Annotated in this window: 23 protein-coding genes and 2 pseudogenes; 2 read left to right on the top strand and 23 right to left on the bottom strand. The window is 72.0% G+C overall.

Translation table 11 applies throughout. The features are described 5' to 3' along the window. The first annotated feature begins 240 nt into the window (after window positions 1-240). Both mgrA and CP982_RS26830 read left to right on the top strand, forming a co-directional pair. Window positions 241-1,278, top strand: a complete 1,038-nt coding sequence (gene mgrA / locus CP982_RS26835) for an L-glyceraldehyde 3-phosphate reductase (RefSeq protein WP_150512825.1) — start codon at window positions 241-243, stop codon at window positions 1,276-1,278. Window positions 1,279-1,556: 278 nt separating this feature from the next. After that, window positions 1,557-1,919 (top strand): DUF192 domain-containing protein, encoded by a 363-nt coding sequence (locus CP982_RS26830; protein ID WP_150512824.1) that lies wholly within the window; start codon window positions 1,557-1,559, stop codon window positions 1,917-1,919. A 273-nt stretch (window positions 1,920-2,192) separates the two neighbouring features. Here the strand turns inward: CP982_RS26830 and CP982_RS26825 are convergent, their stop codons facing one another. From CP982_RS26825 to CP982_RS26720, 23 genes and pseudogenes are all read right to left on the bottom strand, one after another. Further along, window positions 2,193-2,567 carry a winged helix-turn-helix transcriptional regulator gene (locus CP982_RS26825; protein ID WP_150512823.1) on the bottom strand — a complete coding sequence of 125 codons (375 nt, stop codon included), beginning with the start codon at window positions 2,565-2,567 and terminating at the stop codon, window positions 2,193-2,195. A gap of 69 nt (window positions 2,568-2,636) precedes the next feature. Further along, window positions 2,637-3,425, bottom strand: a complete 789-nt coding sequence (locus CP982_RS26820; RefSeq protein ID WP_150512822.1) for a class I SAM-dependent methyltransferase — start codon at window positions 3,423-3,425, stop codon at window positions 2,637-2,639. A 39-nt stretch (window positions 3,426-3,464) separates the two neighbouring features. Continuing rightward, window positions 3,465-4,883, bottom strand: a complete 1,419-nt coding sequence (locus CP982_RS26815) for a DUF6177 family protein (protein ID WP_150512821.1) — start codon at window positions 4,881-4,883, stop codon at window positions 3,465-3,467. After that, window positions 4,880-8,890: a type VII secretion protein EccCa gene (eccCa, locus tag CP982_RS26810; RefSeq protein ID WP_150512820.1), complete on the bottom strand. Its 4,011-nt coding sequence runs from the start codon at window positions 8,888-8,890 to the stop codon at window positions 4,880-4,882. The genes CP982_RS26815 and eccCa overlap by 4 nt, the downstream gene beginning before the upstream one ends. 27 nt (window positions 8,891-8,917) lie before the next feature. Continuing rightward, window positions 8,918-10,117, bottom strand: a complete 1,200-nt coding sequence (locus CP982_RS42655) for a CpaE/TadZ family protein (RefSeq protein ID WP_170316495.1) — start codon at window positions 10,115-10,117, stop codon at window positions 8,918-8,920. A gap of 14 nt (window positions 10,118-10,131) precedes the next feature. After that, window positions 10,132-11,448, bottom strand: a complete 1,317-nt coding sequence (gene eccD, locus CP982_RS26800) for a type VII secretion integral membrane protein EccD (RefSeq protein ID WP_372503416.1) — start codon at window positions 11,446-11,448, stop codon at window positions 10,132-10,134. Window positions 11,449-11,515: 67 nt separating this feature from the next. Then, on the bottom strand, window positions 11,516-11,809 hold the full coding sequence (locus CP982_RS42650; protein ID WP_150512818.1) for a hypothetical protein: 294 nt from the start codon (window positions 11,807-11,809) through the stop codon (window positions 11,516-11,518). Window positions 11,810-11,876: 67 nt separating this feature from the next. Then, window positions 11,877-12,260: a hypothetical protein gene (locus CP982_RS26790; protein ID WP_150512817.1), complete on the bottom strand. Its 384-nt coding sequence runs from the start codon at window positions 12,258-12,260 to the stop codon at window positions 11,877-11,879. Between the two features lie 10 nt (window positions 12,261-12,270). Then, the gene (locus tag CP982_RS42645) at window positions 12,271-14,322 is read right to left on the bottom strand and encodes a hypothetical protein (RefSeq protein ID WP_229878515.1); all 2,052 of its coding nucleotides are present in this window, start codon (window positions 14,320-14,322) and stop codon (window positions 12,271-12,273) included. Beyond that, complete coding sequence (locus CP982_RS26780) at window positions 14,319-14,732, bottom strand: DUF6507 family protein (protein ID WP_221515706.1); 414 nt, start codon at window positions 14,730-14,732, stop codon at window positions 14,319-14,321. Before CP982_RS26780 ends, CP982_RS42645 begins: the two co-directional genes overlap by 4 nt. A 50-nt stretch (window positions 14,733-14,782) precedes the next feature. Further along, window positions 14,783-15,094: a pore-forming ESAT-6 family protein gene (locus tag CP982_RS26775; RefSeq protein ID WP_150512815.1), complete on the bottom strand. Its 312-nt coding sequence runs from the start codon at window positions 15,092-15,094 to the stop codon at window positions 14,783-14,785. A gap of 81 nt (window positions 15,095-15,175) precedes the next feature. Next, entirely contained in the window at window positions 15,176-15,505 is a 330-nt protein-coding gene (locus CP982_RS26770) for a hypothetical protein (protein ID WP_144320688.1), read from the bottom strand. Between the two features lie 307 nt (window positions 15,506-15,812). After that, the gene (locus CP982_RS26765) at window positions 15,813-16,448 is read right to left on the bottom strand and encodes a GNAT family N-acetyltransferase (protein WP_229878521.1); all 636 of its coding nucleotides are present in this window, start codon (window positions 16,446-16,448) and stop codon (window positions 15,813-15,815) included. Window positions 16,449-16,541: 93 nt separating this feature from the next. Further along, entirely contained in the window at window positions 16,542-17,168 is a 627-nt protein-coding gene (locus CP982_RS26760) for an OmpA family protein (RefSeq protein WP_150512814.1), read from the bottom strand. Between the two features lie 3 nt (window positions 17,169-17,171). Next, the gene (locus CP982_RS26755; protein ID WP_150515722.1) at window positions 17,172-17,771 is read right to left on the bottom strand and encodes a hypothetical protein; all 600 of its coding nucleotides are present in this window, start codon (window positions 17,769-17,771) and stop codon (window positions 17,172-17,174) included. A gap of 35 nt (window positions 17,772-17,806) precedes the next feature. Then, complete coding sequence (locus tag CP982_RS43135; protein WP_342355651.1) at window positions 17,807-18,058, bottom strand: hypothetical protein; 252 nt, start codon at window positions 18,056-18,058, stop codon at window positions 17,807-17,809. Between the two features lie 207 nt (window positions 18,059-18,265). Beyond that, a pseudogene (locus tag CP982_RS43130) lies at window positions 18,266-18,358 on the bottom strand (pilus assembly protein TadG-related protein); the annotation flags it as partial. Window positions 18,359-18,423: 65 nt separating this feature from the next. After that, a pseudogene (locus CP982_RS26745) lies at window positions 18,424-18,650 on the bottom strand (hypothetical protein). A 217-nt stretch (window positions 18,651-18,867) separates the two neighbouring features. Beyond that, a complete protein-coding gene (locus CP982_RS26740) occupies window positions 18,868-19,758 on the bottom strand; it encodes a DUF5936 domain-containing protein (RefSeq protein WP_268255439.1) in 891 nt (296 codons plus the stop codon). Between the two features lie 17 nt (window positions 19,759-19,775). Next, window positions 19,776-20,723, bottom strand: coding sequence for a type II secretion system F family protein (locus CP982_RS26735; RefSeq protein WP_150512812.1), 948 nt, complete (start codon window positions 20,721-20,723; stop codon window positions 19,776-19,778). 30 nt (window positions 20,724-20,753) lie between these two features. Then, window positions 20,754-22,094 (bottom strand): TadA family conjugal transfer-associated ATPase, encoded by a 1,341-nt coding sequence (locus CP982_RS26730; RefSeq protein ID WP_150512811.1) that lies wholly within the window; start codon window positions 22,092-22,094, stop codon window positions 20,754-20,756. Between the two features lie 6 nt (window positions 22,095-22,100). Then, window positions 22,101-22,445 (bottom strand): TadE/TadG family type IV pilus assembly protein, encoded by a 345-nt coding sequence (locus CP982_RS26725; protein ID WP_184925681.1) that lies wholly within the window; start codon window positions 22,443-22,445, stop codon window positions 22,101-22,103. A gap of 101 nt (window positions 22,446-22,546) precedes the next feature. Then, window positions 22,547-24,157 (bottom strand): CpaE/TadZ family protein, encoded by a 1,611-nt coding sequence (locus CP982_RS26720; RefSeq protein WP_150512809.1) that lies wholly within the window; start codon window positions 24,155-24,157, stop codon window positions 22,547-22,549. Between the last annotated feature and the right edge of the window lie 59 nt (window positions 24,158-24,216).

Here is a 24,216-nt window from a genome sequence, read left to right as displayed (position 1 = left end):
CCCGTCCGGCAATCGAGGAAGACGAGACCGCAGGCCCATCCGAGCCCGTCCGGCGATTGAGGACAAGGCCGCAGGCCGATCCGAGCCGGTCAGGCGATGCGAGGCCCGCAGGCCCATCCGAGCCCGTCCGGCGATTGAGGACGAGGCCGCAGGCCGATTGAAGGGGCGGGCGGGAGGGAGGAAGAGGGGGCCCCACCCGCAGAGCCGCCCAAGCCGAACGCAGTGGCGTAGCTTCGTTTCATGAACGACATCTCCGCCTACCGCCCCGCCCCCGACCGCTACGACGCGATGGAGTACCGCCGCACCGGCAGGAGCGGCCTGCGGCTCCCGGCCGTCTCGCTCGGCCTCTGGCACAACTTCGGCGACGACCGCACCCTCGACTCCCAGCGCGCGATCCTGCGCCGCGCCTTCGACCTGGGCGTCACCCACTTCGACCTGGCGAACAACTACGGTCCGCCGCCCGGCAGCGCGGAGCTGAACTTCGGCAAGCTGTTCGCCCAGGACTTCGCCCCCTACCGGGACGAGCTGGTCGTCTCGACCAAGGCGGGCTACCTCATGCACCCGGGCCCGTACGGCGAGTGGGGCTCCCGCAAGTACCTGCTGTCGTCGCTCGACGCCTCGCTGAAGCGCATGGGCCTGGACTACGTCGACGTCTTCTACTCGCACCGCTTCGACCCGGACACCCCGCTGGAGGAGACCATGGGCGCGCTCGCGTCCGCGGTCCAGCAGGGCAAGGCGCTGTACGTCGGCGTCTCCTCCTACAACAGCGAGCAGACGGCGGAGGCCGCGCGGCTGCTGCGCGAGATGGGGGTCCGTCCCCTCATCCACCAGCCCTCGTACTCGATGATCAACCGCTGGACCGAGGACGACGGCCTCCTCGACACCCTGGAGGCGGAGGGCATGGGCTGCATCTCCTTCGTCCCGCTCGCGCAGGGCCTGCTGACCGACAAGTATCTGAAGGGCATCCCCGAGGGCTCGCGCGCGACCCAGGGCAAGTCGCTCGACCCCGGGCTCCTCAGCGACGAGGTCGTACGCCGTCTCAATGGCCTGAACGGCATCGCGGCGCGGCGCGGTCAGTCGCTCGCGCAACTGGCGCTGAACTGGGTGCTCCGGGACGAGCGCATGACGTCGGCGCTCATCGGCGCGTCCAGCGTGCGGCAGCTGGAGGAGAACGTGGCGGCCCTGTCCGGGCCGAAGCTCACGGAGGCGGAGCTCGCGGAGATCGACACCTTCGCGGTGTCGACGCCGGGGACGAACATCTGGGCCGGACGGAGCTGAGCCGGACGGCCGCGGCGCGGCCAAAAGAAACGGGCCGGTCCGTGGGGGGGGAGACGGACCGGCCCGAGGGGGGGTTTCCACCATAACCCTTCGTAAGTGCTTCGCGGTGCATCGGCGTGCCACAACTACTCTCCGAGACCGCCCGGCGACTCCGTGGCCCCCACCCCCCACCGGATTCCGGCCCTCGCGGCCAGATCCGAGCGCCCGGAGGCGGTAGCCCCGAAGGGTGACGCGGGGGCGGGGCGCGCGCTTGACGCGGGGAGCGCTAGCGTCGCGCCATGGCGACCTTGACGGTGCCGGGCGCCGGGCGCCCGGTGGTGGTCCCCCTCGAAGTGGCGGACTCCCCCCGCGCGCGGCGGCGCGGGCTGCTCGGCCGCGACGGCGTCCGCGGCGCCCTGCTGCTGCCGCGGACGAGTGCCGTGCACACGCTGGGGATGCGGTTCGCGGTGGACGTGGCGTACCTGGACCGGGGGTCCCGTGTCCTCGCCGTGCGGACGATGCGGCCGGGCCGTGTGGGCCTGCCCCGGCTGCGGGCCCGGCGGGTGGTGGAGGCGGAGGCCGGAGCGATGGCGGGGTGGGGGGTGCGCGCGGGCGTGCGCCTCGTGGTGGACCTGGGCGGACCCGATCGGAACGGCGCCTAGGGGCACGGTGCGGCGCTCGCGCCCGGGAAGGGCGCGCACGAGGCCGCGCAGCCCCCTCCACTGCGCGGCACCGCCCCGCGCAGCTTTGCGCCCGCGAATTAGCGTTGGTCTGAACTTACGTGACTCCGGCGTTCGAATCGAGCCGGTGTCCGCAACAATCGATAACAATGTTGAATCGGCGGGCACATCGCACCGGCGTCACACCGGAGTCGCCCCGAATTGCCCGAATTGACGTACTGGGCACCGGGCTTCAGGCGCCGGGCTGCGGCTCGCTCAGGCGCCGCGCGCGACCGCGGCGGCGGCCTTGGCCTCCTGGTTGGCCACCAGCCGCTCCATGTGCTCGTCGCCCCACAGGCCGAGCGGCCCCAGGGCCTGGTTCAGCGACTGGCCGAGGTCGGTGAGGGAGTACTCCACCTTGGGCGGCACCTCGCGGTAGACCTCGCGGTGCACGATGCCGTCCGTCTCCATCTCCCGCAGCTGCTGGATCAGCATCTTCTCGCTGACGCCGGGGACGTGCCGCCGCAGCTCCCCGAACCGCAGGGTGCCGCCCGCGTGCAGCGCCCACAGGATCAGGGGCTTCCACTTGCCGCCGACGACGTCCACGGCCGCGTCCAGACCGCAGTGGTACGGCCCCTTGCCCTTAGCCATGTGCCAACTCCTCGTCCCCGTACGCCCGCTGTGACACTTACCGGATCGACAGTACCGCCCGACCCGTGGTCAGCGCTTGCGCGCGTCGAAGAGGTGCCGGGTGCTGTGGGCCACGAACGGGCCTTCCTCCCGGATCAGCCCGTCGAGCTCGCGCAGCCGCGTCCGGTACGCGTCGACGGTGAAGCCGGGCACCATCCACACCACCTTCCGCAGGAAGTGGACGACGGCCCCGACGTCGAAGAACTCCATCCGCAGCCGCTCGGCGCGCAGCGACACCACGTCCAGGCCCGCGGCCTCGGCCGCGGCCCGCTCGCCCTCGGGGTCGCGGGCGTTCCTGACCTCCTCCGGCTGCTCCCCCAGGAAGTACTCGACGAGCTCGAACACGCTGCTCGGGCCCACGTGCTGGGCGAAGTACGTCCCGCCGGGCCGCAGCACCCGCGCGATCTCCTCGAAGTGCGGCGTCACGGGGTGGCGGCTGGTGACGAGGTCGAAGGCGCCGTCCGCGAACGGCAGCGGCGCGTCCTCGGCCGAGGCCACGACGACCGCGCCGCGCGGGTGCAGCAGCGCCGTCGCCTTCGCCACGTTCGGCGGCCACCCCTCCGTGGCCACGGCGACCGCGGGCAACGAGGGCGCGGACGCAAGGACCTCACCACCCCCCGTCTGCACATCGAGCGCGGCCGACACCGCCCCGAGCCGCTCCCCCATGGCCCGCGCATACCCCCACGAGGGCCGCGCCTCGGTGGCCCGTCCCTCGAACCAGGAGAAGTCCCAGCCCTGGGTGGGGGCGGCTGCGGCTTCGGCGACGAGGTCGTCGAACGTACGGGAACCGGCGGATGCGCTGTCGCGGGAGGAACTCATGTCCCGATGCTCTCAAGCACGGGTCCGGCTCGCCCGGAATCACGTAGGGGCCGCCGCGAGGTGGCGAGTGAGCCGGTCGACGTCGGCCCAGGCGGCGGGGTCCGTACCGGCGCCGAAGCGGTAGTGCAGCGCGGGCGCCGCCGCCGGCCCGAGCGGGGTGGGACGGCACGGCAGCGGCGGGCGGCGGGCGTGGTCGACGCCGACCGCGCGGACGTCGGCGGCGCCCAGGGTGAAGGAGACGGGCGCGGGCGGGTGCTCCAGTTGCGCGGGGACCGTGAGATCGGCGCGGGCCGGGTGCAGCGTGACGAGCATGGTGCGCAGTCCGTGCCGGGCCACGAGGGCCTCGGCGAGCGGCTCGATCGCGTCCAGGGGGTCGGGGGCGTCGGCGGCGAGGCCGAGGGCGAGGGTGACCTCCTGGGCGAGGCCGGTCCTCGTGCGCTCGACGCGGAGGGCGGCGAGCGCGGGCCGGTCCGGGTGGCCGACGGCGAGCAGATGGCTGGGGTCCGGAGCACGGTCGCGGGCCAGTGCGGTCAACTGCCTCGGCGACCAGGGCAGGTTGATGGGCTCGGCGGTGCCCCACCCCGCGGGGGCGGCGTCGGTGAGGTGCCGCCAGGCGGCCTCGAGGCCGCGGCCCAGGACGAGGTCGGGGTCCGGGGCGTGGTGGGTGCGGAAGGAGACGGTGAGCTGCCGCTCGGCGCTGGGTCCCGTCGGCTTGAAGGCCTCCGCCATGACGGCCTCGCCGCCCTGGCCGGGGGCGGGTGCGAAGGTGCCGTCCTGCCAGCGCAGCACGGCACCGGACAGGCCGTCGTAGTAGCCGTGGTCGGGGTCCTGGACCACCCAGCGGTTCGGCGGACCGGTGAGGGCCGTGCGCAGGGGCAGGCTCAGCCGGGCGTGCGGCGGCGTGACGATGTGCAAGGCACGGCCGGAGGTGACGGCGGCGCGCAGCACCTCGGAGAGCCACGCGGTCAGGGCGACGACGGGCCGGTCGGCGATGACGACGGCCGTGGAGTCGGTGAGGACGTCGACGGCGGGCAGGGCGCCCTCGGGGGCCGGGGCCGCGGTGATCCCGCCGTCGTCGGGGGTGTCGACCACCCGCACGGTGGCGGCGCCCGGCGGCCAGGTGGTGCCGCCGAGCAGCAGCGTGAGACGGCCGCAGAACGACCCGGCGAGGTCCTCGGCCTCCGGTACCGCCGTCGAGGCGCGGGCCTCGGTCCACCAGAACGGCACCTCGGGCACGAGCACCCCAGAGCCGAGCAGGCGCTCGGCCTCGCCCGGGGTGTGGACGATGAGCGGCGCCTCGACCGACACGAGCGGCCGGCCCGTCGGCGAGCACAGGTGGATGACCGCGTCGTCGGCGCTCGTGGTCACGCCAAGGTCCGGGCCGCCCGCGTGGAGTCCGGCCAGGAGGGCCATCGAGTCGGGCATCTTGGGCGTCAGGGCGATGACGTCCTTGGTCACGGCGTCTCCTCGGCGGAGGTTTCCGGGGTCAGGGCGGTCTGGACGAGCCGGGGACGGTGTCCGCGGCGGATGAGGGTGCCACGGCCCGGCGGTTGCGGGGAGGGGTGGACGCCGGGGAAGAGCTGGCCTTCGCTGCGGTCCCCGGTCATCAGCAGGCAGGTGGCGCCGGTCTCGCGCAGGGCTGTCAGGAAGGGCTCGTACAGGGCGCGGGAGGCCCCGGCGACGCGCCGGGCCACGACGAAGTGCAGGCCGATGTCCTGGGCCGAGGAGACGTAGGGCAGGAAGGGGGCCAGCGGCTGCTGGCCCGCGGTGGTCAGGATGTCGTAGTCGTCGACGAGGATGACGATGCGGGGACCGGTGAAGGCGGGCTCGCCGGTGTCGGGCGTGTCGGGGTCCGCGGTGTCCGGGAGGCGTTTGTCGAGCTCGCCCGCGATGCCGGTGGCGAGCGCGGCCGCGAGCCTGGCGTTGTGGGCGTAGCCGCCGCGGTAGGGCTCGGGGACGTGACCGCGAAGGCCGCGCCGGGGGTCGAAGACGCCGAACACGACCTCTTTGTCCCCGTACCGCGTGATGAGCTGCCGGGTGATGAGCTTCAGCAGATTGGTCCTGCCGCACTCGTTGTCGCCCAGGATCAGCAGGTGCTGATCGCGGTCGAAGAGGTCGAGGCGGACGGGGCCGAGGGTGTCCTGCTCGACGCCGATCGGCACCTGGTCCGGCTCGGCGGAGGGCGGGGGCAGCGCCGCGGCGGGCAGGCTGAGCGGCAGCACGCGGACGGGGGCGGCGAGTTCGCCGTGCCAGGTGGCCCCGATCGTACGGGCCGCGTCCTCCAGGGCGGTGCCGAGGTCGCTCGTCCCGGTGCCGCCGTCGGTGCGGGGCAGCGCGGTCTGCGCGAAGAGCTTGCCGTCGGTCAGGACCCGTCCGGGGGTGCCCGCCGTGACCGTCTCCGCGAGCCTGCGGTCGACCGTGGAGTCGGTGGGGTCGTTGAGGCGCAGCTCGACGCGGGTGCCGAACAGGGACTGGGTGGCGATGCGGACGTCGTTCCAGCGGAGCATGCCCGCGACGACGTGGATGCCGTAGCCGCCGCCGCGCTTGAGCAGGTCGGCGATGGCGTCGTCGAGATCGCTGAACTCCTCGCGCAGCGCGCCGAATCCGTCGACGAGCAGGACGAGGTCGGTGGAGCCGAGTTCGGTCAGCGCCCCCTTGGCGCGCATCCGCCGCAGCTGGTCCAGGGAGTCGATGCCGTGCTCGCGGAACAGTTCCTCGCGCAGGGCGAGCTGGGCGGTCATCTCGGCGACGGTGCGGGCGAGTCGCTCGCGGTCGGCGCGGGAGGCGACGCCCCCGACGTGCGGCAGGCCCGCGAGCGCGCCGAGACCGCCGCCGACCAGGTCGAGGCCGTACACGGCGACCTCGGCTGGGGTGCGGGTGAGGGCGAGCGACAGCGTCAGGGTGCGCAGCAGCGTGGTCTTGCCGGACTGCGGGCCGCCGATGACGGCCACGTGGCCGCCCGCGACGTTCAGATCGAGGGTCCACAGCCCCTGCCACTGCGCGGCCGGGTCGTCCAGGACGCCGAGCGGCACGCACAGGTGGCCGCCGGACCGGGTGAGGTGCAGTCCGCGCTCGGAGACGCCCAGCGGTCCGGCCGCGGCGTCCAAGGCGATGGCGTCGGGCAGCGGCGGCAGCCAGATGCGGCGCACGGGCGGGGCGGCGGTGGCGAGCTGGTCGACCATCGTGGACATGACGGTGGGCCCGGTCTCCCGCTCGCGCGCCCCGTCCTCCCGCGTGGCGCCGGTGTCCCGCGCGGGCGCGTTGAAGGCGGAGTAAGCCCAGGCGCGCGGCCGTTCGTCGGCGGTGGCCGCCGGGGCGGGGCCGCGCCAGGCCCCGGACACGTACCCGGCCTTGAAGCGCGCGTACGTCGACGTGTCCACCTTCAGATAGCCGAAGCCGGGCAGCGGCGGCAGTTGGAAGGCATCGACGGTGTCGAGGACGGTGCGGGACTCGTCGGCGGAGAACGTACGCAGACCCAGCCGGTACGACAGATACGTCTCCAGGCCCTTGAGCTTGCCGCTCTCGATGCGCTGGCTCGCCAGCAGCAGATGGACGCCGATCGAACGCCCGATGCGGCCGATGGACAGGAACAGGTCGATGAAGTCGGGTTTGGCGGTGATGAGTTCGCCGAACTCGTCGATGACGACGAACAGGTGCGGCAGTGACTCCAGGCCCCGGCCCGGTTCCTTCGCGCGCAGCGCGGCGTAGTGCCCGATGTCGGCGACGTTGCCCGCGTCCTTCAGGACCCGCTGGCGGCGCTTGATCTCACCGGCGAGGCTGGTGTGAACGCGCTCGACCAGGTCGGCCTGGTTCTCCAGGTTCGTGATGACTCCGGCGACGTGCGGCAGGCCGGTGAAGGGGGCGAAGGTCGCGCCGCCCTTGTAGTCGACGAGGACCATCGCCAGGTCCTCGGGCGCGTGCGTGGCGGTGAGCGCGAGGACGAGGGTGCGCAGGAGCTCGCTCTTGCCGGAGCCGGTGGCTCCCACGCACAGGCCGTGCGGGCCCATGCCGAGCTCGGCGGACTCCTTCAGGTCGAGCAGTACGGGTTCGTGGCGGTCGTCGAGGCCGATGGGCACGCGCAGGAAGTCCCGCTCGCCGCGGGGCGCCCACAGCTCGCCGAGGTCCAGGCGCGCCGGGTCGTCGACCCCGAGCAGCGCGGGGAAGCCGACGGGGCCGGACACCGGAGTGCCTTCGGCGGCGGATTCGGGGGTGAGGCGGAGGGGCGCGAGGAGACGGGCGAGGCCCTCGGCGCCGGGCACGCCGACCGCGTCGGCGAGCCCCTGGGAACGGCGGCCCTCGGGGGCGCGGAGGTCCTCGACGGTGACCTGATCGCCGTCCACGGTGATGCGGACGCTCACCTCGTCCGGCTCGTGGATCTGCTCCGCCAGCAGATGCAGCACGGTCACGCCCATGTCGGCGATCCCGACGGCCGCATCCGGGAGGGGCAGCTCCACCGCCGTCTCCCCGTGCACATCGCTGACGACCAGCATCCGGCCCGCCATGAGCAGCGCCCGCTTGTCGGACAGCCCACGGCGCACCTCGGCGGCGTACGAGGAGCGGCGGCGCAGCTCCGCGGCGCACAGCCGGGCGAGCCCGGCGAGGCCGGGGGCGATGCGGCGAACGGCGGCGGGGTCGTCGTACGCCTCCGGGTCGGCGTCCGGATCCAGCACGTGGGGCAGCCACTTGGCCCACTCCCAGTCGGCGATCCGGTCGCCGGGCACACCGAGCGCGATCGCCACGTCGTCGGGCGCGTGCGTGACGGCCGTCTGCACGAGAAGCGCGCGGGCCACCCGCAGCACGGCGTCCCGGTCGCCGATGACGCTGACGTTGCCCGCCCGGTCGAGGGGCACGGTCAGCGGGAAGTCCGGCGCGACGGCGAAGCGCGCCTGAAGGGCGCGCGCTTCGTTGAGCATGAACGGATCGGGCGGCGTCAGCACGCCGCTCCCGCTGTTCTGCCCGATCACGACGTCCTGCGCGGGCACGTCTCCGGTGCCGACGCGCACGTCCAGGAAGTCGGCGTCCGCGCGGCGGCGCTCCCACAGCCGCGCCGGGTCGCGCACGAGGTCGTACAGGGCCTGTGGCGGCGGATTGAGCAGCCGGGCCCGCTGTCGCGACTCCCGCTCGGCGGCGCCGAGTTCGTGCCGCCGCTCCTCCACGTACTCCAGATACCGCTCGCGCTGCGTACGCCGCGTGCGCTGGGCCTTGCCGCGCTGCGACAGGAACAGGGCGACGGCGCCGAGCAGCGCGAAGACCAGCACCACCGCGCCGAGCGCGGCGAACCGGCTGGAGCGGATCACGGTCATCATCACGACCGAGCCCATGACACCGGCCATGGGCAGCAGGGCGGTGGCGGCGTTGCCCAGCTTGCCCTCGGGCAGGTTCGGAGGCGGTTCGATGGTGTGCTGGGCGGCGGTCGCCGGGGGCCGCGTGGAGCGCGCCGGACGGTGGACGAGGCGGTGGGTCATCGCGTACTCCGGTGGGTCATGGCGCGCTCACCGCACCCTGACGGCTCGGTGCATCGCTTCGGCCGCGAGGCGGGCGGCCGAGTCCCGGGTGGTCTCGGCGAGCCGCTCCACGCGGATCGGGCCGCCGGCCGCCAGATGACGGTCGTAACCGAGCGGTACGACGGTGACGCCGGTCTCGCGCAGATGCGCGGCGGCGGCCTTGGGATCGAGTGCCGCGTCGGGAGTGGCGACGGTGAGGGCGACCACGGTCGTGGCGAGGGCGGAGTGGGGCAGCCGGGCCAGCCAGTCCAGGACGAGCCGGGTCCCGTTCACGCCCTCGGCGGTCATCGGCGCGACGACCACGCGCGCGTGCGCGGTGTCCATGGCGGTGCGGGCGACTTCGCCGGGGAGCGTCTCGCAGTCCACAACGGTCACCGCGAAGTAGCGGCGCAGGGCCAGCGTGACCGTCCGGTACGTCGCCACGTCGAGCGGGGCGCCGACCCGCCCGTGGCTCGCGGGCAGCAGCCAGCCGCCGTCGCTCACCGGCACCAGGTAGCCGGTCACGTCGGTGAGCCGCATGGCGGGGTTCAGGACCCGGGCGAGGTCGGCGCAGGCCCAGCGGATCGACTCGGCCCCCATCCGGACCGGAAGGGTGCCGAGCGCGGCGTCCGCTTCCAGGGTGAGCACCGGGTCGTGCCGGTAGTGGTTGAACGTGCGGCCGAGCAGCGCCGCCACGGTGGTCTTGCCGACCCCGCCCCGGATGGACGTCACCGCGATCACGCGCCCGGTGGTGACGGGCTGCTGCACCTCCTGGGCGCGGCGCGTCTCTTCCGCGACGTCCCGCGAGGCGGAACCGGTGAGCTTGCGGAGCGTCCGGCCGGTGCGGCGCAGAGCGGTGTCGCCGTGCGCGGGCGCGCCGAGGGCCAGGGCCAAACGGGGGTCGAGGGTGGGGGTGGAATCGGGGCTCGGCGCGGGGGCCGCGGGGCGCGGGACGGGGTGGGACTCGGCGCCGGGGCGCGGGACGGGGTGGGGCCCGTCGGCGTGCCGCGAGGTGGGCAGGGGCTGGTCGGCGGAGTGCGGGGCAGATCGGTCCTCGGCGGCGCGGTGCTGCGAAGCGGGCGGTTGGCCGGTGCGGCGCGGGTCGGGCGCGGGCTCCTCGGCGGGGCGAGAGGCCGCGTCCGTGGTCGCCGGGCCGCCCGGCCTCAGCTCGCGCAGCACGTCGCGCTGCCAGTCCTGGCCCTGTGCCATGTCTCCTCCCACCCTCACGCGAAGGTGTCGAGCAGACGCCCGTACACACCGAACACACCGAGCAGCAGCGGCACGAGCGCGATCACGCCCACCGACTCCAGCACGTCCCCGAACCTCCGCAGCCGCACCCGCACGTGTTCGGCGGGCCGGACGGCGAGCACGAGCAGCGGAGCGACGGCGAGCACGACGAGCAGGGCGAGCGGTCCCGCCGCGCCGGAGTGCCCGAGCCACACCCACACCAGCCGCACCACCACGGTCGCCCCGGCCACCAGCAGCGCGACGACCTCGGCGATCAGGGGGAAGGCACGTGCCCGCAGGACGAGGACCGTCGCCGTGGTGACGGCGAGCAGCACGGGCCACACCGTCTCGGCGCGCAGCGCCAGTACGGCGCCGCCGGCGGCGGACACCGCGCAGACGAGGGTCGCGAGCGCGAGTCCGCGGTGCGTGGCGGCCAGGGCGGTGCCGACCTGGTACCGGCTCACGGAGACGCCGCCCGACCGCCGGTCGTCGAGGCCGGAAAGCCCGGATGCCATCAGGGCGAGGCGGGGCAGTACGCCGAGGGCGACCACCGAAAGCACGGCCAGTACGGCGCCGACGCGTGCCGCGCCGTCACCTTCGACGCCCTGCGCGGCGAGGGCCACTTCCCATGCGGCGGTGCCCCCGACGAGCGCGCCGCCGCCGACCAGGCCGCCCCGCCCGAGCGGCGTGAACCAGCCGAGCAGCAGCAGCGTGACGGCGAGAGCCCCGCAGACACCGGCGAGCCTCGCCGCCCCGTCCCACTCGTTCGCGTCGGCCGCCGTCCACGCGCCCAGGACTCCCAGCGCACCCGCGGTGGCGAGCAGTCCGGCAGCGAGAGCGACCCGCCGGGCGCGGCCGAGCAGCGCGCCGCCGAGCGCGGCCGCCGCGGCGACCGCGACGAGGGCCGCGGCCACTCGCGGGGCGGCGAACTCACCCCGGGCCAGGAGCCCCGCGAGCAGCGCCCACCCGGCCACCGCGCCCCCGCACACCACGCTCCGGGCCCGCGGGTCCCATCGCCACCGCCGTACGTCCACGTCGCCGGCGGCCTCATCGGTGACGTCGTGCACCACCGGTGCCGAGGGCGCATCCTCGACCCGGACCAGCCGCAGCACGGCTCCGTCGGCGATACCAGCGGACTCCAACGTGCCGTCCAGTGCGAGGGCCGAGCCGTCCGTGGTCACGAGATGCCGGAGCTCGGGCCGCTCCCCGACCTGATCGCCGAGCAGCCGCATCACCTCGGGCAGCAGCAGCCCGACCGGCTCCTGAGAAGGCAGCACGAGATCGACCCGCCGCCGCTCTCCCACCAGGGTCACGCGACTCAGTGCCACTTGACCCCGGCTACGGCTCAACGCCCCCGCAGATATCACAAGTTCGAACCTATCACCGAGAAGAAGGCGCCACAGAGGGCGATTCAGACACGCCTGACGACGAAGTCCTGGGAACGGAACGGGAAACCTCGGGCTTCTCTTTCATCACCCGCTCCGAGACAAATGACCAGCCGACGCACCCAGCACACAACACGGCACCGATGACAATCCCGCCGAACACCTTCCCAAGCCGCTCGTCCCACCCGCGCCGCTGCCGCTCACCCCCGAACACCACGGCATCCCGAAGCCGCCGCCGCCGAACAGCCACGGATTCCAGAAGCTGACTGTCGTAGTCCTGGGCTGCCAACGCGCCCCCTATGCTCGTCCGAAGCACCTTCCCGTACCGCGCCCTGCCCCGCGCAACGAGGACGTTGTCACCATCTCTCCTCCACCCAATCCAGAATTCCGAGAAGCTTCGGACGCTGCACATCCGGCATGCAATATCCACAATCTCGCATGCGAATCAGGAATTCCTCGGGCAAGCGCACGTAATGACTCCGCACATAGAACCACAAGTCGCCACGCCACAGCCATTCCCCGTCGGTGTAGAGAGAGTCACCGCCCACGATGCGCTCACCCGAGCCCAGAACGTCCGGAGATGCACCCATCACCGAAATGATTTCATGCCCTGCCTGGAGATATCTTGCAATATCCCCCTGCTCAGGGTACGCGGCAGAAGCAAGGAACTCCCGCACGCTTCCGCGAGGACGCCCGAAGCTCGGCGACCAGAGCTCCTCAAAGTGGTCTGCGATCTGCATGGAAACCTCTCTACTTGGCCATCGGCAAGAAGATTCGCCAATATCCATTGTCCGCGATCCTCGGAACCTGGCCAGGCCCCCGCAGCGGCGAGACTCCCACCTTGTGAGTCGGCGCCATCACTGGGACGCCGAGCTCATTCGCAATCTCTTGAGCAGCCGGATGATGCAGGGCAGGGTCGCCGACGCGCGCGCCCTCCTCAGCGGCCCTCAACGGTCCCGCCGCGCCGCGCGGCAGGTCCACCACTTCATTGCCATGCAGCCATGCCGTATGACATGAGACGAGCCGGACGGCGCCGCCGCTGTAGCTTGGGTTATTGCGAATCGCCTCTGCAATATGGGAAGGGTGCACATCGCCAAGCGAAAAACCCACACCGGCTTCATTGACCCGCCCTGGCTCAAAGAAACCTCGGCCGTTTCCATGAACCACGACATCGTGGTAGCCAGCCACCGGCTTCACCAAGCCAAAGTTGACCAGAGTGTTACGGTCATAACCAATAGCCGTTGCCCCGTCCCGAAAATAGACATGATCTCCTGTATCCAGGACTATGTCACCCGGTTGCTTGGGGACCACCGGCATCGTTGACTCGGGCGCGATTCGCGCTTCGAAGTCGCGGCGAGTCCCCATCCCGTGAGCGTCCACGCCGCCGCGAAGCTCCCCCGGAACGAGACCCGCATGCCCCTCAACGGAGCCCGGACTTCCCCCAGGTTCACCATGATTCATGGCGCTGCCGACGTGGGCCCGTTCCGCTACTCGTTCAAGCACCCTGCCGTGCTCGTCGACAATGGCCCCGTCGCGCGTCATGTACAGCGTGTGACCCTCGCTGTCGGCATACGCTCGGGCGTTGTCCGGTACCGACGCGGGCCTCGGGGACGGCCTCGCTCCGTCGTCGACGAGGTGGTAGGAGCCGATCGGGGCGTCGAGCCGGGGGACTGTGCGGGCGTTGCGGAGGGGGGCCAGCAGGTCGCCGACCTTGGAGACAGTGAAGGTGACACCCTTTGCGGCGTACGTGAAGGGATCCACCGCCCGGCCGAACTTGCTGACAGCTGAGATCGTCTTCGCCGCCGCGCCGCCCTTGGCGGCGGCGCCGGCGCCCCGCGTCGCCAGGATCGTGAGCGCGTTGAAGCCGACGAGGCCCGCGGCTCGTGCCGGGTTCTTGCTCCACTCGTCGTAGGCGATCAGGCCCTTGCCGGTGTCGACCACCGTTCGGCGGGAGTCCCGGAGGAAGCTGGGCAGTTGGTCGTCCTTGGCCAGCCAGAAGACACCGGCCGCCGGTCCGATGCTGAGCGTGAGGCCGGTGGCGAGCTTCCCCAGGTTGGTCCACGCCTCCCCGGCCGCGCCCCAGCCGCCCTCGCCCTGACCCACCAGCGTGGCGAGCGCCCCGGCCGCACCGCCCACGCCGTCGATGAAGAAACCCTTGCCGACGTCCTTCGCCTTGTGGAGCAGCCAGTCGACGCCGTCGCGGTCCTTCTCGACCGTGCCGCCCCAGGGGAACTCCTCGGCCTGCTCGAGCACCTCGTCGGTGTAGCCGTACGTGTCACAGCTGCTGGTGCCGTCACTGCTGGGCCGCAGCTGCACACCACCGACCAGCCTGGTGATCTTGTTGTGGCAGTCGATCTCAGCCGCGCGGAAGGCCTGGGTGACGGTCGCGACCTCCTGCACGAGCCGGTTGTTGTGGTCGCGCTTGTCGTCGTCCTTGCGCCAGTCGTCGTCGGTGGAGACCTCGTCGATGTAGAAGGCGCTGGCCTCGGTCTGGAGCTGCTTGAGCTTCTTCGCGAGCGGCCGTACGTCAGTCGCGTACTCGCTCAGCGCCTGTGCCACCTTCTCCAAGTCGTCGGCGAACGCGTCCGTCTTCGTCTGCACCGGCTTGGTCGTGGCGAACAGCTGCTCGGCCTCCGGTGCCTCGTAGAACGCCGAGAGCCCCTGGAAGTCGGAGTGCACGTCCCCGCCCGCGTCCCGGAAGCGCGATGCCTCGCTTCGCAGGTCCGAGACGTCCCGCTCCAACTGCTCCAGGTCACCGGTGAACTGCGGTATCGCGTTGGGGTCGATCGGCTCGTTGCTCACTTCTTGCCGCCCCCACCACCGCCGTTGGCGCCGGGCATGTCGGGCACGATGCCGTTGATGGCGTCGCGGTTCCGGCTCGCGGCCATCTTCAGATCGCCCTCCACGTACTCCTTCGTGGCCAGGTGCGCGCCGAGCAGCGAGCTCGCGGCGCGCCGCGAGATGTAGTCCAGGTCGTCGTTCCACCGCCGCGCGAACACACCGAGCGCGGAGGCCACCGGACCTTGCTTCCCGCCCTGGCCGGGCCGCCCGTCCCCCTCGTGCCCGCCCTCGGCGATCGTCCCCGCCGAAGCCGCCGCGCTCGGCAGCGTCTTCTGCATCTCGCCGCCGGCCTTCGCCATGCGCTCGGCCGATTCACCGGCCCGCCGCAGCACGCCGCCGACTCCGCCTGGCTTGATGTCCCAAGCCGTCACCACACGCCCCCTAGGTCCCCGTCGTCCCGCCGCACGGTGTGCCGCTGTGGTCAGCCGATGTTGTTGACAGCGGCCCGAGCGCGGGACAGCGTCGTCTGGGCCGTGCCGTCGTTCTCCTCCAGGGTCGAGCGCACGAGGCGGATGATCTCGCGCACCTCGTTGGCCGCCTGGTTCCAGCGGACTTCCTTGCCGTGGTACTCGTCCGAGACGCCGTCGGCCTGGTAGTCGGCCATCGCCGCCTTCACCGCGCGGTCGCGGTCACCGAGCACCCGCTCCAGCTGGCCGATGACGACGTGCAGACCGCCCTGCACATCGGCGGACGCGCCGGTGTCGTACGAACGCCGGTCCTGGTTTCCCGCCATGACTCACAACTCCCCGCGACGAACAGACGAACAATGGAATGTGGAAGGACGGGCCCTCGCCGGCCCGCGTGCGGCTGCCGCTCAGCCGGAGAACCGCGCCGCCTGGAAATTGGCCGCGCCCATGTTCCGCTGCGCGTTGTCGGACTGCTCCTGCGTGCCGGTCGCGAACGCCTCGTCCATGCCCGCCTGGCCGCCCAGGATCGACTGCAGCGAGCCGTTCAGCGCCGCCGTGATCTCGTCCGCGCGCAGCTTGAAGGAGTCGAACGTCGCCTTGCCCGCGCCGTTGAACTTCCCCTCCAGCGGCTCCGCGGCCGACACCAGCGCCCGGATCAGCGCGCCCAGGTCGTCGCTCGACCCGGAGGTGTTCTTGCCGAGGACGGCCAGTGTCGTCTCGCCCATGTCGAACTTCATGCGTCCAACCCCCGCTTCAGCCTGCTCACACTGCGCTCATGCCACATAGCTCATCGAACATACTTCCCGACAATTCATTGCAAGCGCAACGCAGTTGTGGGGCAGGTGGCGCGATCCCGCCACGTGCCCGTCCGCGTCCTCGCCGCGTCGGCCCTGGCGTCACCGCCGTCTCCCCTCCCACCACGGATCCCGGGCCAATCCCTCGTACGGGCACTATGGCCAAAAGTGTGCGCCGAGCGAACGGCGCGGACGCTCGGGACACGGGCTTGTTTGCGCCTGCGTCGACCCCTCCGGCTGGCGCGCGCCCCTAGGGCACGCGGCGCACCATGCACCACGTGCGCGGCCCGCCCCCGGGCAGGGTGAGGTCGGCGGTGACCTCGAAGCCGAGGCGTTCGTAGAAGCGGAGGTTGGTCTCGGCGGAGGTTTCCAGGAACGCCGGTACGCCGTCCCGTTCCGCCGCCTCGATGCCGGGGCGCAGGACCGCCCGGCCCAGGCCCGCGCCCTGGCGGTCGGGGTCGACGCCGACCGTCCCCAGGAACCACACCGGCTCCGCGGGCCGGTGCGGGCGCAGTGCCGCCTCGGCCTCCTCGTACGCCTGCGCGCGGTCCCCGGCCAGTTCCGTGAAACGGGGTGCGAGCTCGGCGAAGACGGCCCCTGCGTCCGCCGTGGCCGGGGTCGTCCACACGGCCACCGCCGCTCCGCCCCCGGCGACCCACACCCTCCCGTGGGCCAGGCCTATCCGCGTCAGGAACAGCTCCTGCAGGCCCTCCACGCGCCGTACGTGGTCGTCGGCGGCCACCGTGTGCCGGGTCCAGGCGTAGTCGGCGAAGGCCCGCCCCAGGGTACGGACGGCTCGGGGGACGTCCTCGGGGGCCGCCGGGCGCACGGTGGCGTCGTGGTCGTGGTGATCCCTGTGGCTGTTGTGGTCGTCGTGCTCGGGCACCGCGTTCTCCCATCGGCCTCGTACGTTCGTTTGCTCGTACGTACGGTGAGAACGGTCGGGGGCGCCGCTGTGTCCCCGGTGGTGCCCGGTGTCTCACGTTCCGCGGGGGAACGAGACCTCCACCCGGCGGTTCTTCTTCCGGCCCTCCTCCGAGCCGTTGTCCGCGATCGGGTAGTCCTCGCTGTAGCCGCGTACGGAGTACGTGACCTGGGGGCCGAGGAAGGTCGCCAGGCGGTCGTGGACGGCCTCGGCGCGGTCCTTGGAGAGCTTCTTGCCGTGGGCGTACGAGCCGAGGTTGTCCGTGAAGCCGAAGACGCGGACGTCGGTCGCCTTCTGGGCCTTCGCCTCGTCGGCGATCGCCTCGATGCGGGCGTTCGCCTCGGGGTTGAGCTTCGCGCTGTCCTTGGGGAAGAGGACCTCCGCCTGCAACGCGAACTTCACGTCCGTGTTGGTGTCCTCGCGGCGCTCCTCACCGCCCAGGTCCTCGACGACGGACTTGATGTCCAGGACCTTGGCGGGCGCGAGCGTCGCCCCGTCGGCGAGCTTCAGCCCCGGGCTGTTGGAGTCGACCTCGGGGGGTGGGGAGGTGGTGGAGGAGCCGGGGGGTGCGCTGGGGTCGTCGTCGGCCCATGCGGGGGTGGGGGTGAAGAGGAGGACTGCGGTGAGGGTGGTGGTTGTGGCGAGAGTGCGCCGTCGAGCACGACTTCGCGGGTGGGCCATGGGTCACTCACCCTCGCTGAGTTCGAGGGCGGCGGGTGGCATCGTCGGCACCTGGAGTTCCACCTTCGTGGTGTCCTCCGGCGGCGCCGGGAATTGGGCGAACCAATCGGCGGACTGGTTCTGATTGATGCCGCCCTCGAATTTGGTGCACAGGCACCTGCCTGTGGTGTCCCGCAGCACCAGATACTTCTTCTTGCCCGACGCGTCGACGATGGAAGCACCGGCCAACGAACCGCCGTTCTTCTTCAGTTCGTTCTCGTCACTCCGCCACTCACTGGCGATCCACATGCCCGAGGTGCCGTTCGTGACCCTGCCGCTCACGGTCAGGAATCCGCCTTCGTCACGCTCGGCGGACGTGACCGTCAGCGTGATGCCATTGCCCTTGACCTCGGCCAGGGTCTCGTCCGAAGCGGAATCCTCGGCCTCCTTGCCGCTGTCGCCGTCGTCGACGTCCTTGGCGGGCCCTGAGGAGGACGACTTCTTGTCGGACTTGGAGTCACCGCCGTCTCCACCGCCGCAGCCGGCCACCGTGAGGACCAGCCCAGTCGTGATCGCCACCGCGGTCATTGCCCTGCGGGTCGTCATGGTGCGCCGAAGCTTCATGTCAACGGCTTCCTTTTCATCTCTGTGATCGCTTGTCACTTGGCCAGGTGTACGGAGAACAGGACCGACGCGTCCGGCAGGTCGTCCAGGTCGAAGTCGTCGGGGTCGATTTCGATGGGGGCCTCCTCGCCGTCGCAGACGAATTCCACGACGTCTTCGTCGGGGTCGGTCGGCGGTTCCGCGTCGCACCGGGGCTTGATGACGGCGGTCGCCTCCGCCCTCGCGTGCTTCGTCTCCGTGCCCGGAATGATCGAGTCGCCGACCGTGTAATTGGTCGTGACCTCCACCTGGTAGCCCGGATAGCCGTTGACCTCCGCGCCGCCGAAGCCTGTGACCTTGGAGTCGTTCTCCGCGGCCAGCGCGTCGGCCGCCGCCTTGGCTCCCTCGCCCGTGAACAGGTCGCCGCCGAGCCAGTCCAGCCACTCGTCCCCGTCGCCCGCCTCGATGGCCTTGCCCAGGCCCTCGAAGAGCTCGTCACGCGAGTCCTGTGCCGCCGCCAGGGCGGCCGCGTCGGCCGCCGACTGCGCGCCGTTGCGGGCCGACGCCGCCTGAGCGAACGCAAAGAAGGCGAGCGCGACGAAGAGCAGAATTCCGGTCAGCCAGATGTAGATCGGCAGAGTCTGTCCACGATCACTTCGTACCCGGCTCCGGATCAGCCACCGATGACGTCGTTGACCGCGTTGCCGATCGCCTGGGAGATCTTGCCGTCCAGGCCCAGTTGATCGATGAGGGTGTAGATCCCGGCAATCAGAATCATCAAACCCGCATACTCCACGAACCCCGCCCCCGGTCCCCCTCGCTCCCCCGGGCCCGCCGTACCCGCGCGGACACCGTCAGGGTCCAGGTGACCCACGCACCCAGTACGCGTTCCTTCAGCATGACGGACGACCTTTCTCTCCCACCCGATACCGATACCGTCTACGTGACCGACTATCACAAGCACTGCCCCAAGAGACCCCTCGCGCAACCGACTTCCCGTCCGGCGCGCAGGTTGGCCTATTTCACTGGCCTCACTGGGTATCGAATGCCTCATCGCCGCCCTTCCCTTCGGGAGGGTCCCATACGCGGTTGCATCAGCAAGGACATTTGGTGAAGCTCACCGCCCCAGAATCGAGCCGAAGTCGGAACCGGAGCCCAGGAACATCCCGGCGGCGATCAGGATCATCGTCGCCGGAAGCATGAACACCAGCGTCACCAGCGTCGCCTTGGGGATCGTCTTCGCCGCTCTGCGGCGGGAGTTCTGGGCGTCCGTGCGGCGCATGTCGGTGGCGAGTTGGATCAGGGTTTCCGCGATGGGGGAACCGAGTTCCTCGCCCTGTTGGAGGGCGGAGACGAACTGGGCTACCTGCTCGGAGGAGTTGCGGCGGCGGAGTTCGTCGAAGGCCTGGCGGCGGCTGACGCCCATGTCCATCTGGCGCAGGGTGATGCGGAGTTCGTCCGCCCACGGACCCTCGTACTTCTCGGCGACGCGGTCGAGCGCCTGGCGGAAGCCGAGGCCCGCGGAGACGACGACCGCGAGGACGTCGAGGAAGTCGGGGAGGGTGCGGTCGATGACCTCGCGGCGTTCGCGGATGGCCTGCCAGATCAGGGCGTCCGCGGCCATCGCGCCGAAGACGAAGGTCATGGCGGCGAAGAGGGGCTGGGCGTTGGTGAGGAAGACCAGGCCGAGGACGAGGCCGAACAGGCCGTACACCGCGCGGCGGGCGGCGTAGCGGTCGATGGTGAGGCCGCCGGGGTTGCCCGCCATGTCGATCCTGCGGCGCTTGGCCGCGACCCGCTTCGGGCCCATGAGGCGCAGGACCAGGGGCGCGAAGCGCATCCCCAGGCGGTCCACGGCCCCGCCCGCCGCCGAGACGCGGGTCGCGCCGACCTCCAGGGCGACCGCCAGGTCGGGCGGGAGCTTCGCCTCGGCGCGGTACATGCGGATGCCCTGGCAGGCTCCCGCGACGGCCAGGCCCATCAGGAGGGCGATCAGCAAACCCGGCACCGTGACCCCACCTCCCCTCAGACCTCGATCTTGCCCAGGCGCCTGATCACGAAGAAGCCCACCGCGTACAGGCCCAGTGAGATCAGGATCAGGGTCTGCCCCAGGGGCGAGCCCGTCACGCGCTCAAGGGCGCCCTCGTTCGAGGAATTGATCAGCAGGAGCGAGCCGAGGCCCAGGAGCGGCACCGTGAAGGCCGTGGCGTGGACCTCGGAGAGCATCGTGCGGACCTCGCGGCGCGTCTCCTTCCGGTCTTCGAGGGTTTGCGTGAGGTTACGGAGGGAGTTGACCACCGATCCGCCCGCCTTGTTGGACAGGACCAACGTCGTGACCAGCACTATCAGTTCGCGCGAGGGGAGGCGCTGGGCCAGCTCCTCCAGGGTGTCGTCGATCGAGCGGCCGACCGTCAATTGGTGCGCCACGTGGGAGAGTTCCTCGCCCGCGGGCGATTCGAGCTCCTCCGCCGCCATCGCGAGCGAGGTGCGCAGGGCCAGGCCCGCGGCCGTCGCGTTGGCGAGGATGCGGGCCACGTCGGGGAGCTGGTTGATGAACGCCTCGATGCGCTTCTGCCGCTGCCAGTTGAGGAAGATGACCGCTCCCCAGACCGCCACCACGCCCGCGATCGGGCCGAAGAAGGGGGCCAGGGACGCCGCCGCGATCAGCCACACGGCCGCCACGACGGCCGAGACGTACGTGAAGAACTCGCCGGGCGTCAGGTCGAGGCCCGTCGCCGAGAGCCGCAGCTGGAGTTCGCGGCCGAGCCGGGTGCGGCGCAGCCTGCGGTCGACCGCGGTGAACCGGCGTCTGCGCGCGCCGCTCTCCAGGGCCGCGGGCCCGCCCTCGGCGGACAGGCGGTCCACGAGGGCCTGGCGCTGCGCGCGGCCGGAGGCGTACGTCTGGATTCCGGCGACGGCGAGCGTGCCGGTGAGGAGCGTGGCGCCGAGGGCCAGGAGCGTGGGGTTGTTCATGGGGTGTCCTCAGGTCTCCTCTGGTTCTCCTCAGCCGATCGCTTCGCGCGTGTTGAGTACGTCGATGGCCTCGGCCACGCCGTACGCGGGCGGCACCGGCTCACCGGCGACGTACAGGCGCTCGGCGACGGGGCGCGGCAGCGGCAGGTGCTCGAAGTAGCCGTGGACGACCCGGTCGGGGCCGACCGGGTGCGGGACGAAGCGGGTGACGGGGGCGATGCGGAACTGCTGGCGGCCGTGCGAGACGAGCAGCACGATCTCGGCGACCTTGCGGGAGCCGTCGGCGTGCCGGGCGAGCTGGACGACGACGTCCACGGCCGAGTTGATCTGGTCGCGCAGGGCCTCGAAGGGGACCTGGACCTCCGACATGGAGCCGAGGGTCTGGAGGCGGGTGAGGGCGTCCTCGGCCGTGTTGGCGTGGACCGTGGCGAGGGAGCCGTCGTGGCCGGTGGACATGGCCTGGAGCATGTCGAGCGTCTCGCCGCCGCGGACCTCGCCGACGATGATGCGGTCGGGGCGCATCCGCAGGGAGTTCCTGACCAGGTCGCGGATCGTGATCTGCCCCTTGCCCTCGACGTTCGGCGGGCGGGACTCGAGGCGGATCACGTGGTCCTGCTGGAGCTGGAGTTCGGCGGAGTCCTCGATGGTGATGATGCGCTCGTGGCCCGGCAGGAGGCCGGAGAGGGCGTTGAGGAGCGTGGTCTTGCCCGAGCCGGTGCCGCCGCTGACGATGAGGTTGAAGCGGGCCCGTACGAAGGCCGCAAGGAGCATCAGCATGTGCTCGTCGAGCGAGCCGAGGCCGATCAGCTCCGGCAGCGTGTACGCGCGCGGGAAGCGGCGGATCGTGAGGGTGGCGCCCGTGAGGGCGAGCGGCGGGATGATGACGTTGACGCGCTCGCCGGTGGGCAGGCGCGCGTCGACCATGGGGTTCGACTCGTCGACGCGGCGGTTGACCGTGGAGACGATGCGTTCGATCGTCTGCATCAGCTGGTCCTCGGACGCGAAGCGGAGCGGGAGCTGCTCCACGCGGCCCGCGCGCTCCACGAAGATCGAGTCGGGGCCGTTGACCATGATCTCGGTGATGGACGCGTCGGCCAGGAGCGGCTCCAGGACGCCGAGTCCCAGGGCCTCGTCCACCACGCGCCGGATCAGATGGGCCCGCTCGGAGACCGAGAGGACGGGGCCCTCGCGGCTGATGATGTGGCCAAGGACCCGCTCCAGGCGGACCCGGCGGTCGGCCGCCGACAGGGACGACATCTCGGCCAGGTCGATCTCTTCGAGCAGCTTCGCCCGGTACGTGGCCACGAGGCTGTCGTCGCGGCTCGGGGCGGCTGCGTCGGCGGGCGGCGCGACGCGGGAGCGCAGGCTCATGCGGGGTCAGCCTCCTGTTCCTGGGCCGCCGCTTTCGGCGTCGTCGGTGGGCATGGTCACGGTCTTCTCGACCTCCCAGTCCGTGTCCACGAAGGGGAGGAGTGTGGGGACCTGGACGGTGACCGTGGCGGTGGTCGTCTCCGGGCCCTGCGGCGCCGATACGTCCGCGTCCAGGCCGGAGTGCATCGCCGCGTGGCCCGCGGCCTCGCCGTCGCCGCCCTGCGCGGCGACCCGGGCGGCCGCCCGTGCGCCGGAGCCCGCCTGGCTGGCCGCGTAGCCGACGAGGCCGAGCTGGATGGCGGCGAGGCCCACGAGCAGGAGGATGGGGAGGAAGCCGGCGAACTCCAGCATGGAGACGCCCTTGTCGCCGCGGGGGCGCCTGCTCGGCCTGATCTGCCGCCCGGGCCTGCGGGGCGACGGCCCGCGGAGGAGACCGGCGAAGTAGCCCGCGTTCATGGCGCGTCCTCCCCCTCCACCGCCGCACCGGCCTCGGCATGGACCTCCCACCCCGTCGTGACCCCGGGGAAGAACACGGGGACCTTGATGTCCACCCGGGCCTTCATCACGTCGCCTTCGGCCGCGCAGGAGACCCCGGCGTCCTGCCACGCACCGGGCAGGTGTTCCTTGGCCGCGGAGTCACAGGCCCCGGCGTCGCCGGAGACCACCGCGGCCGCAGCTGCGCGCGCGGCCTCGTCCGCCGCGTTCCCCGCCAGGGAGTACGAGTAGCCGTACAGCGTGCACTGCCACAGGATCCCGAGGACGGCGAGGAGGAGCGGGAACATGCCCGCGAATTCGAGGGTGACTGCGCCGCGGTCGGACTTCGTGGCGCGGCGCAGGCCGCGGCCGCCCTTGCGGCCGCCCTCGGCCGCCGGCTCCACGACGCCCAGTTCACCGGCGAGCCCCCACAGCGCCTGCTTGACGGTGGACTTGGCGTCGAGGTCGTGCAGACGGCCCGCGTCCACGGCCGTGTGGAGTTCCTTGGGGACGTCGGGGACGGTGGTGCGGGCAGCGCGCGTGCCGGTGACGCGGGCGACGAGGGACGGCTGGATCTCGGTGCCGCGCGCGTGCCGGTTGACGACGGTCACCGTCTCCTCGGCCTTGCGGATCTGGAGTCGGTCCCAGAGCCGGACCATGCGCTTGGCGGCGCGTACGGCGACGACGTCGGGGGTCAGCAGCAGGACGGCCTGGTCGGCCATCTCCACGACGGCCGCGCCCGCGGTCGTGACGTACGTACCGCAGTCGACGATCACGACGTCGTAGCGTCCGCGCAGCGCGTTGACGGTCTGGCGTGCGACGCGTTCGGTGATCTCCTCGCCGCGTTCGCCATCGGCGGGGGCCAGGAGGAGGCCGATGCCGGTCTCGTGGGCGTAGACGGCGTCCTGGACGACGCGTGGCGTGAGGTCGCTGATGGCGGCCAGGTCGGCGACGGAGCGGCGGAACTGCACGTCGAGGTACGAGGCGACGTCGCCGGACTGGAGGTCGAGGTCGAGCAGCGCCGCGCTGCGGCCCGAGGCCTGCGCGGCGAGGGCGAGCTGCACGGCGGTGAGGGTGGTGCCGACGCCGCCCTTCGCGCCGGTGACGGCGACGACCTGGCCGCTGCCGGCGGCCGGGGCGCCGCCTCCCGAGCCGTACAGCTCGACGGCGCCGGTGCCGAGGTGGCGCCGCATGCCGGTGGCCCAGCCCGCCGCCGCCTGGACGCGCTCGGCCAGGGCGTCGTAGGCCAGCGGGTAGGTGACGATGCCGCGCGCGCCGCAGTCCATGGCGGCGGTGAGCAGGGCCGGGCTCGAGTCGGCGGTGACGAGGACGACGCCGACGGCGGGGAAGCGCAGGACCAGGTCGCGGATGAGGTCGAGGGCCGGGACCGGGGCGATGCGCTCGTGCACGAGGACGACTTCGGGCAGCTCGTCGACGGACTCGGCGGCGAGGTGGGCGAGGGTGTCGAGGAGCGCGGTGGAGTCGGCGACGGGCGTGGCGGGTTCGGCGTCCGGGAGCTGGGCGGCGAGTCCGCTCAGGGTGCGGGCGGCGTCCGGGTCGCCGACGGCGGGGAGGATGCGGATGGTCATGGGCGGCCTCCCTCGGGCGACGGGTGGCTCCGGCCACAGGGACCGTTCATCTGGCGGCT

Origin of the sequence: Streptomyces spectabilis (assembly GCF_008704795.1) — a bacterium.
Taxonomy (GTDB): Bacteria; Actinomycetota; Actinomycetes; order Streptomycetales; family Streptomycetaceae; genus Streptomyces; species Streptomyces spectabilis.
This window is presented reverse-complemented; position numbering and strand designations above follow the sequence as displayed.

Bases quoted from the DNA above. Each gene is read 5' to 3' on its own strand.
- mgrA (WP_150512825.1), top strand. From the start codon at position 241: ATGAACGACATCTCCGCCTACCGCCCCGCCCCCGACCGCTACGACGCG.
- CP982_RS26830 (WP_150512824.1), top strand. From the start codon at position 1,557: ATGGCGACCTTGACGGTGCCGGGCGCCGGGCGCCCGGTGGTGGTCCCC.
- CP982_RS26825 (WP_150512823.1), bottom strand. From the start codon at position 2,567: ATGGCTAAGGGCAAGGGGCCGTACCACTGCGGTCTGGACGCGGCCGTG.
- CP982_RS26820 (WP_150512822.1), bottom strand. From the start codon at position 3,425: ATGAGTTCCTCCCGCGACAGCGCATCCGCCGGTTCCCGTACGTTCGAC.
- eccCa (WP_150512820.1), bottom strand. From the start codon at position 8,890: ATGACCCACCGCCTCGTCCACCGTCCGGCGCGCTCCACGCGGCCCCCG.
- CP982_RS42655 (WP_170316495.1), bottom strand. From the start codon at position 10,117: ATGGCACAGGGCCAGGACTGGCAGCGCGACGTGCTGCGCGAGCTGAGG.
- CP982_RS26790 (WP_150512817.1), bottom strand. From the start codon at position 12,260: ATGCAGATCGCAGACCACTTTGAGGAGCTCTGGTCGCCGAGCTTCGGG.
- CP982_RS26775 (WP_150512815.1), bottom strand. From the start codon at position 15,094: ATGGCGGGAAACCAGGACCGGCGTTCGTACGACACCGGCGCGTCCGCC.
- CP982_RS26770 (WP_144320688.1), bottom strand. From the start codon at position 15,505: ATGAAGTTCGACATGGGCGAGACGACACTGGCCGTCCTCGGCAAGAAC.
- CP982_RS26760 (WP_150512814.1), bottom strand. From the start codon at position 17,168: ATGGCCCACCCGCGAAGTCGTGCTCGACGGCGCACTCTCGCCACAACC.
- CP982_RS26755 (WP_150515722.1), bottom strand. From the start codon at position 17,771: ATGAAGCTTCGGCGCACCATGACGACCCGCAGGGCAATGACCGCGGTG.
- CP982_RS26735 (WP_150512812.1), bottom strand. From the start codon at position 20,723: ATGAACAACCCCACGCTCCTGGCCCTCGGCGCCACGCTCCTCACCGGC.
- CP982_RS26730 (WP_150512811.1), bottom strand. From the start codon at position 22,094: ATGAGCCTGCGCTCCCGCGTCGCGCCGCCCGCCGACGCAGCCGCCCCG.
- CP982_RS26725 (WP_184925681.1), bottom strand. From the start codon at position 22,445: ATGCTGGAGTTCGCCGGCTTCCTCCCCATCCTCCTGCTCGTGGGCCTC.
- CP982_RS26720 (WP_150512809.1), bottom strand. From the start codon at position 24,157: ATGACCATCCGCATCCTCCCCGCCGTCGGCGACCCGGACGCCGCCCGC.